This window comes from Mycobacterium sp. NGS41 (assembly GCF_059812725.1).
Genome location: NZ_JCALDF010000062.1, coordinates 1 through 7,837, shown reverse-complemented (window position 1 = coordinate 7,837; position 7,837 = coordinate 1). Strand labels below are relative to the sequence as shown.

Below are 7,837 nucleotides of genomic sequence, written 5' to 3'. Positions count from 1 at the left end.
GGGGTGGCGCGCGCCATGGCCCGATCAACTATGCAGACGCGGAGCCGTACGTCAGCCGATGTGGATTGGTTTATGCCCGCAGTCGGCGCTCGTGTCCGCTGCACCGACGGCTCATCGATGACGCGCGTTTTCGCGGCAGCGCTGCGGGTAACCTCCCTGGGTGCGCGCGGAATCTGTAATTGCTGCAACCGCAGTCGCCGTGGTCATTTCGGCATGCTCGTGTCCCACCGGTTCGGCTGACCCCACGTCCGAGAGTCCACCGTTCCCGATCGGTCAGATGGGCGTACCCGTGCATGCGCAGGCGGCCGACGGCGCGACCGCCGACATCACTGTCAACAGTGCAACGTGGTTACCGCCAGGTTGCACCTCTCATTTTGCGAATCCGACGTATGACTCCGCATGCAACGTGGTGGAACTGACTATCACCGGGACGTCCCATCGGTTCTTCCAGGTCGACCAGCGCTATATATTCGCCGGATACGGTGGCGGCAATCAGCCATGGACCCATCCCGACGACGCGCCCCAGCCGTCTACGCTTGCGGTCGACTACCAGAGGCTCGACAAGATGCCCCCGCTGCAAGCGGGCGGCCTTCACGACGGACAGACCGCACATGGATTCGTCGGCTTCGCTATGCCGACTGGAGGCGACCTGTACATCACGATCAACGATCCGGCGCAACCCGCGCCCTACACCGAAGCGGGCTGGATCGTCCACACCTGACAGGGCCACCGCCAGAGCCGCCCGCGCGGTCATTGCTTTCGGCCGGGCACGGTGCTCGTCGGACATCAGCTGTGCAGCACGTGTCGCGGTGGGCTATTCGGTGTTGTCGACGACTGCCGCGCCAGATGCGTTTGCCTTGACCGACTCGATACCCTTTTCCGCCGCTGCCTTGGATTTGTAGCCTTGGCCGCTGGCGATGATTTCCCCGTTAGCTGCCTTGAGGTGGAACCGGAAATCGCCGCTCTTGCTCTTGAACAGTTCAAATTTGGCAGCCATCGGAATCTCCTTTGATCGAATGGATGACGCTGACGTTAGTCCGAGAAACGGCCCAGGAGTATGCCCTCTTTGTTCCCGTTTGTGGGCGCCGCGCGGCCCATCGCCCCAATTCACTGCGGACCACGGGGCGCGAAGACCACGACCTGGGGCACGAGCAGACGCAGAATCGCACGATTGGCGCACGAATCGTGCGATTCTGCGTCTGCTCGCCGCAACGTCTAGAGGTGAACGGCATATGAATTGTCTGGATGGGGCGGCGCAACGGTAGCGCGTGTCGTTCACCAGCCATGACACTGAGGGGGTGATGACATCCGGTTCCTCCCGCAGTCACCCAAACTTTCTTCGCTCGGTAGTGCGCTGGCTGCAGGCCGGCTACCCCGACGGCGTGCCCGGCCCCGATCGGGTTCCGTTGCTGGCTCTGTTGCGCAGCACGCCGCTTACCTCCGACCAGCTCAAAGAGGTGGTGGGCAACCTCACCGCCAAGGGTTCACCCGCGGCTGCCGACGGCGTGATCGACGGCAACGAGATCGCCGAGTACATCGCCGAGTTGACCCAGCGTGACCCCGGTCCGGAGAACGTGCGGCGGGTGGCCGCCACGCTGGCCGCTGCGGGCTGGCCGCTAGCCGGTATCGACGTCAGCGAGGTCATTCCCGGTGACGAAGACGGCGAGGCAGCCGAAGAGATCGCGTGGCAGGCCCACGCTGCATCACAACTTTGAGATATCGATGACGAAGCGGTAGCGCACGTCGCTGGCCAGCACCCGCTCGTAGGCTTCGTTGATGTAATCCGGTGTGATGGTCTCGATTTCGGGTGTCACGCCGTGCTCGGCGCAGAAATTCAGCATCTCCTGGGTCTCGGCGATCCCGCCGATGTTGGACCCGGACAGGCTGCGCCGCGCCAGTGCCAGCGCAAACGCCGGTACCGGCATCGGGTGCTCGGGGATGCCAAGTTCGACGAGGGTGCCGTCGACGTCGAGCAGGTTCAGGTAGTCACCGAGATCCAGGTTCGCCGAGACGGTGTTCAGGATCAGGTCGAAGCTGCCGCGCAGTTTGCGGAAAGTCTGCGGGTCGGCGGTCGCGTAGTAATTGCTGGCGCCCAAACGCAATCCGTCTTCCATCTTCTTCAGCGACTGCGACAGCACCGTCACCTCGGCGCCCATCGCCGCGCCCAGCTTGACGCCCATGTGACCGAGCCCGCCCAAACCGATGACCGCCAGCCGCGTGTCGGCTCCTGCGTTCCAGTGCCGCAGCGGTGAGAAGAGGGTGATACCCGCACACAGCAATGGGGCCGCGGCGTCCAGCGGCAGCGAGTCGGGGATGCGCACGACGAAGTTCTCGTTGACGACGATCGCCTGGCTGTAGCCACCCTGCGTCGGCGTGCCGTCCTTGTCGACGGAGTTGTACGTGAACGTCGCCCCCGGCTTGCAGTACTGCTCGAGTCCGGCCTTGCAGCTGCTGCACTGTCCGCAGGAGTTCACCATGCAGCCGACGCCGGCATGGTCGCCCACCTTGTACTTGGTCACCTCGGAGCCCACGGCGGTCACCACTCCGGCGATCTCATGTCCCGGAACCACGGGGTAGTTCGGTCGGCCCCATTCGGCTTTGACAGTGTGGATGTCGGAGTGACAGATCCCCGCGAACTTGATCTCGATCGCCACGTCGTGCGGACCGGGGTCGCGGCGGTCGATGGTGGTTATGGTCAGCGGTTCGGTCGGCGAGGTCGCGGCGTACGCGGTAACAGTGCTCATCACAGCCTTCTTGTCTTCGTCTACGGAGTTCCTGAAAAGTTTAGTTAGGGTAAAGTTATTTTTCCAGTCGGGTGACGAACTGGCCCGACGTCCAGCTTATGACGATCGCCGCAACAGCTCCTGCTGGCGATTTACGCCGCGAAGATAGATGGTCAATCCAAGCCGAGTACCGCCCGCAAGGCGGTATCGACGGCATGCATCTCGGCGGTCTCGAGGCGGCCGGCGAACTCGCCGAGGAGGTATTGCGGGTCGATCACGGTGAGCTGTTCGACCATGACACGTGTTTTGATGCCATCGATTTCGATCTCAGGGCGGAACGAGGCCGCGCGCCGTCCGGTGTAAGTAGGCGCGATGACCCACGTTGAGAGCGGCAGGTCGTCGGACTGCACCACCACGGCGTAGCGAGCGCCGCCCTGTTCGTGTCCACTCGCGGCCTTCGGGGCTTTCAGCCGGTATAGATCACCACGCACGGATCGCGTCCATCTCGGCGGCCAACGCCCGGGAGGCGGCCACGTCATCGGGGTCGTCACGCAGCGCTTCAGCCTCTGCCCGCAATCGAGCCCGCCGATGTGCGCGCTCTGCCTCCATAATCGCCGCGCGGGCCGCCTCGGACCGGGACTTGCCCTCGCTGGTTAACGCCGCCAGGGCGCGTTCCACCTCTGGGTCCGTGCGAATTGTAAGCGTGGTCATACGACATATTGTGCGACGATTGTAGTTACGAATATGGCGGGTCAACGGCCGGCGTTTCCGTACGAGGGGCGAGACACCACCGAGCACGCAGAAATCAATCGCCTTAATTGATAGGTGCGTTGACCCAGCGCAGGTCGTCGACAATGCCACGGGCGGCGATCAATCCCTGGCCGGTCTGCCATACCTCGTTGTTGACGACGAAGACCCGGTTGTCGCGATAGGCGGACAGCCTGCGCCACGGGTCGCTGTCGAAGATGCTTGCGGCGTGCTCCGCTACGGCCTGCGACGTGCAGGACACATAGATGATGTCGGCGTCGGCCGCCGACCAATCCGGCGACTTCGCGAGATCGGCGTCGGTGGTGCCGAACTCGATGAAGGCCTTGTCGCTGAACCGCTGGGATGCCGGCCGGTCCACCCCGACTGCGGCCAGCACACTGGCCGGGAAGTTTTTGGCCCCGTACACGCGCATGGTGTTGTCGGTCAGCTCGACTATCGACGCCTGGAAGTGGGCCGCGTCGTGCTTTGTCCCGACCTCGGTCGCCCGCCGCGAAAAACCGCTGATCAGCCCGTCGACGGCGGCGCCACGTGCGGTGGCCGCGCCGACGGCACGCAGGTTGTCCTGCCAGGACGCGCCCGGTGCCCCGGTGAACACCGTCGGGGCGATCGCCGCCAGTTGCGGATACAACTTCGGCGTCAAGGCCTGGGAGCCGAGGATCAGATCGGGGTGAGCGGACTTGACGGCGTTCAGGTCGGGAGAGCTACGGGTGCCCACGCCGGGCAGCCCGTGTACCGAGTTGCCCAGGTAGGACGGCTGACCGGCGGAGCCGTCGGGCAATGCCGCGCCGACCACCCGCGACTGCAGACCCAGCGCACACAGCGCGTCGAGCTGGTCGCCGGAGAGCACCACGATGCGCTGCGGGTCCGACGGCACTTGCACGACGTCGGGTGTGGCGCCCTCGGCGTTGTGGGCGGGACGCGTCGGCGGCCCTGGATCCGGGGCCGCCGCATCGCGCGCGCACGATTCGTCGTACTTGCGATCGTTGCCCAGCAAGCCGGCGCCGGCGATCTGGGTCGTCGGGGTGGGGATAGACCGCGACGGCTTGGGAGGTTGATCGGATCCGCACGCGCTGCACGTCAGAATCGCCACCGCTGCGGCTATCGAGGCTGCGGACACTGTGAGTCGCATCCGGCCGAAACGCACGGTTTCGACGGTAACATCCGCTCGCGCCGGGTCTGTCCGCCGAAACGCGCCGGAGCAATTACGACAGTTTGTAGGACCAAACCTTCCACTGACCTGATCGAAGGCTAAGATTCTGGGCAGTATTGGTTTTTGGGGCCTCATTTGGTTTTTGGACCCCTGTCCTGGACGGATGTTTGGAGGAGCTGTTGACAGCCGAAGCGCCCCCGTTGGGAGAACTCGAAGCCGTCCGTCCCTACCCGGCCCGGACGGGTCCCAAAGGGAACCTGGTCTACAAGCTGATCACCACCACCGATCACAAGCTGATCGGCATCATGTACTGCGTCACCTGCTTCATCTTCTTCTTCATCGGCGGGTTGTTGGCGCTGTTGATGCGCACAGAGTTGGCCGTGCCGGGCCTGCAGTTCCTGTCGAATGAGCAGTTCAATCAGCTGTTCACCATGCACGGCACGATCATGCTGCTGTTCTATGCCACCCCGATCGTGTTCGGCTTCGCAAATCTCGTGTTGCCGCTGCAGATCGGCGCTCCTGACGTGGCCTTCCCGCGACTGAATGCCTTCTCATTCTGGTTGTTTGCGTTCGGCGCCATCATCGGGATGGCCGGCTTCATCACGCCCGGCGGGGCGGCCGACTTCGGCTGGACCGCCTACACCCCGCTAACCGACGCCATCCACTCCCCCGGGGCCGGCGGCGACCTGTGGATCATGGGCCTGATCGTCGCCGGTCTGGGCACCATCCTGGGCGGGGTCAACATGATCACAACGGTGGTCTGCATGCGCGCCCCCGGCATGACCATGTTCCGGATGCCGATCTTCACCTGGAACATCATGGTGACGTCGATCCTGGTACTGATCGCGTTCCCGCTACTGACCGCCGCGCTGTTCGGGCTGGCCGCCGACCGCCACCTTGGGGCCCACGTCTACGACCCCGCCAACGGCGGAGTGCTGTTGTGGCAGCACCTGTTCTGGTTCTTCGGGCATCCCGAGGTCTACATCGTCGCCCTGCCGTTTTTCGGCATAGTCACCGAGATCATCCCGGTGTTTGCCCGCAAACCGATCTTCGGCTACACCACGCTGGTATACGCGACGCTGTCGATCGCCGCGCTGTCGGTGGCGGTTTGGGCGCACCACATGTTCGCGACCGGAGCTGTGCTGCTGCCCTTCTTTTCGTTCATGACGTATTTGATCGCCGTGCCCACTGGGATCAAGTTCTTCAACTGGATCGGCACCATGTGGAAGGGCCAGTTGACATTTGAGACGCCTATGCTGTTTTCGGTCGGGTTCCTGGTGACCTTCCTGCTAGGTGGCCTGACCGGTGTGATACTGGCCAGCCCACCGCTGGACTTCCACGTCACCGACAGCTATTTCGTAGTCGCCCACTTCCACTACGTGTTGTTCGGAACGATCGTGTTCGCGACGTTTGCCGGCACCTACTTCTGGTTCCCCAAGATGACCGGCCGACTGCTCGACGAACGGCTGGGCAAGCTGCACTTCTGGTTGACGTTCATCGGTTTCCACACCACGTTCCTGGTGCAGCACTGGCTCGGCGACCTGGGCATGCCGCGCCGCTACGCCGACTACCTGAAGAGCGATGGCTTCATGCCGTACAACGTCGTTTCCACCATCGGAGCGTTCATTCTGGGCGCGTCGATGCTGCCGTTCGTGTGGAACGTCTTCAAGAGCTGGCGCTACGGCGAGGTGGTGACCGTCGACGACCCGTGGGGCTACGGCAATTCGCTGGAATGGGCGACTAGTTGCCCGCCGCCGCGGCACAACTTCACTGAGCTGCCCCGCATCCGCTCCGAGCGGCCGGCGTTCGAGCTGCACTACCCGCACATGGTGGAACGACTCCGCGCCGAGGCGCACATCGGGCGCCACGCCACGGCCGGTGAGTCGCCAAAGGGGTTCGGCCCACGGACCGAACCGGACCGCTCCACGAGTAAGCAGTAGCGGCTGCCGCGAGTGAACTCGCCACCCAAGGTGTCGGTGCTGATCACCGTCACCGGCGCGGATCAGCCAGGTGTCACGTCCGCGCTTTTCGAGGTGCTCTCGCAACATAAGCTCGAACTGCTCAACGTCGAACAGGTGGTGATCCGGGGGCGTCTGACCCTAGGTGTGCTGGTATCGGTGGCCGCGGACGTCGCCGAGGACACCGCGCTGCGGCGCGATGTCGAGGCCGCGATTCACCAAGTGGGCCTCGACGTGACGATCGAGCGCAGCGACGACCTGCCGATCATCCGGGAGCCCTCCACCCACATCATCATGGTGCTGGGCCGGCCCATCACCGCCGAGGCGTTCGCCGCTGTGGCCAGGGAGGCGGCCGCTCTCGGCGTCAACATCGACCTCATCCGCGGCGTATCCGACTATCCGGTCACCGGGCTGGAGTTGCGCGTCTCGGTGCCGCCGGGGATTGGTGGCGAGCTGCAGTCCGCCCTGACCAGAGTTGCCACCGAGGAACAGGTCGACGTCGCGGTCGAGGGTTACGGGCTGGCCCGGCGGGCCAAACGACTCATCGTGTTCGACGTCGATTCGACGCTGGTCCAGGGCGAGGTCATCGAGATGCTGGCCGCCCGGATGGGCGCCCAGGGCCAGGTCGCGGCGATCACCGAAGCGGCGATGCGGGGCGAGCTGGACTTCGCCGAGTCGCTGGTGCAACGAGTGGCCACCCTCGCGGGCATGCCGGCGAGCGTGCTGGACGAGGTCGCCGAGCAGCTGGAGCTGATGCCCGGCGCGCGCACCACGATACGCACGTTGCGGCGCTTGGGTTTTCACTGCGGTGTGGTGTCCGGGGGCTTCCGGCGGGTCATCGATCCGCTGGCCCACGAGCTGATGCTGGACTTTGTGGCGGCCAACGAGCTGGAGATCGTCGACGGCGTGCTCACCGGCCGGGTGGTCGGGCCGATCATCGACCGGGCCGGCAAGGCCAAAGCGCTGCGCGATTTCGCTGAGCAGGCCGGGGTGTCGATGGAGCAGACGGTCGCGGTCGGCGACGGCGCCAACGACATCGACATGCTGGCCGCGGCGGGGCTGGGAGTGGCTTTCAACGCCAAGCCGGCGTTGCGTGCGGTGGCCGACGCCTCACTGAGCCATCCGTACCTGGACACGGTGCTGTTTCTGCTGGGTGTGACCCGCGGCGAGATCGAGGCCGCGGACGCGGTCGACGGCGTGGTCCGCCGCGTCGAGATCCCACCGGAGTAGGGCGCGCG

9 protein-coding genes are annotated in these 7,837 nt (G+C 64.7%); 4 read left to right on the top strand and 5 right to left on the bottom strand.

The window, feature by feature from the left end; all coding sequences use genetic code 11:
* Positions 1-160: 160 nt before the first annotated feature.
* The gene (locus AC5Y21_RS25865; RefSeq protein WP_499916975.1) at positions 161-721 is read left to right on the top strand and encodes a hypothetical protein; all 561 of its coding nucleotides are present in this window, start codon (positions 161-163) and stop codon (positions 719-721) included.
* Between the two features lie 93 nt (positions 722-814).
* On the opposite strand, the gene AC5Y21_RS25860 is transcribed toward AC5Y21_RS25865, so the two are convergent.
* Positions 815-997, bottom strand: coding sequence for a YegP family protein (locus tag AC5Y21_RS25860; RefSeq protein ID WP_499916973.1), 183 nt, complete (start codon positions 995-997; stop codon positions 815-817).
* 304 nt (positions 998-1,301) lie between these two features.
* On the opposite strand from AC5Y21_RS25860, the gene AC5Y21_RS25855 reads away from it, so the two are divergent.
* A complete protein-coding gene (locus tag AC5Y21_RS25855) occupies positions 1,302-1,715 on the top strand; it encodes a DUF3349 domain-containing protein (protein WP_499916971.1) in 414 nt (137 codons plus the stop codon).
* Here the strand turns inward: AC5Y21_RS25855 and AC5Y21_RS25850 are convergent.
* From AC5Y21_RS25850 to AC5Y21_RS25835, 4 genes are all read right to left on the bottom strand, one after another.
* The gene (locus AC5Y21_RS25850) at positions 1,704-2,744 is read right to left on the bottom strand and encodes an NAD(P)-dependent alcohol dehydrogenase (protein ID WP_499916969.1); all 1,041 of its coding nucleotides are present in this window, start codon (positions 2,742-2,744) and stop codon (positions 1,704-1,706) included. The genes AC5Y21_RS25855 and AC5Y21_RS25850 overlap by 12 nt on opposite strands.
* A 152-nt stretch (positions 2,745-2,896) precedes the next feature.
* Complete coding sequence (locus AC5Y21_RS25845) at positions 2,897-3,214, bottom strand: type II toxin-antitoxin system PemK/MazF family toxin (RefSeq protein ID WP_499916967.1); 318 nt, start codon at positions 3,212-3,214, stop codon at positions 2,897-2,899.
* On the bottom strand, positions 3,204-3,434 hold the full coding sequence (locus tag AC5Y21_RS25840; protein ID WP_499916965.1) for a hypothetical protein: 231 nt from the start codon (positions 3,432-3,434) through the stop codon (positions 3,204-3,206). Before AC5Y21_RS25840 ends, AC5Y21_RS25845 begins: the two co-directional genes overlap by 11 nt.
* A 103-nt stretch (positions 3,435-3,537) precedes the next feature.
* Complete coding sequence (locus tag AC5Y21_RS25835; protein WP_499916977.1) at positions 3,538-4,620, bottom strand: iron-siderophore ABC transporter substrate-binding protein; 1,083 nt, start codon at positions 4,618-4,620, stop codon at positions 3,538-3,540.
* Positions 4,621-4,820: 200 nt separating this feature from the next.
* Between AC5Y21_RS25835 and ctaD the strand changes: the two genes are divergently transcribed.
* Positions 4,821-6,581, top strand: coding sequence for an aa3-type cytochrome oxidase subunit I (gene ctaD, locus AC5Y21_RS25830; RefSeq protein ID WP_499916963.1), 1,761 nt, complete (start codon positions 4,821-4,823; stop codon positions 6,579-6,581).
* Positions 6,582-6,593: 12 nt separating this feature from the next.
* Positions 6,594-7,829, top strand: coding sequence for a phosphoserine phosphatase SerB (serB, locus tag AC5Y21_RS25825; protein ID WP_499916961.1), 1,236 nt, complete (start codon positions 6,594-6,596; stop codon positions 7,827-7,829).
* Positions 7,830-7,837: the final 8 nt, after the last annotated feature.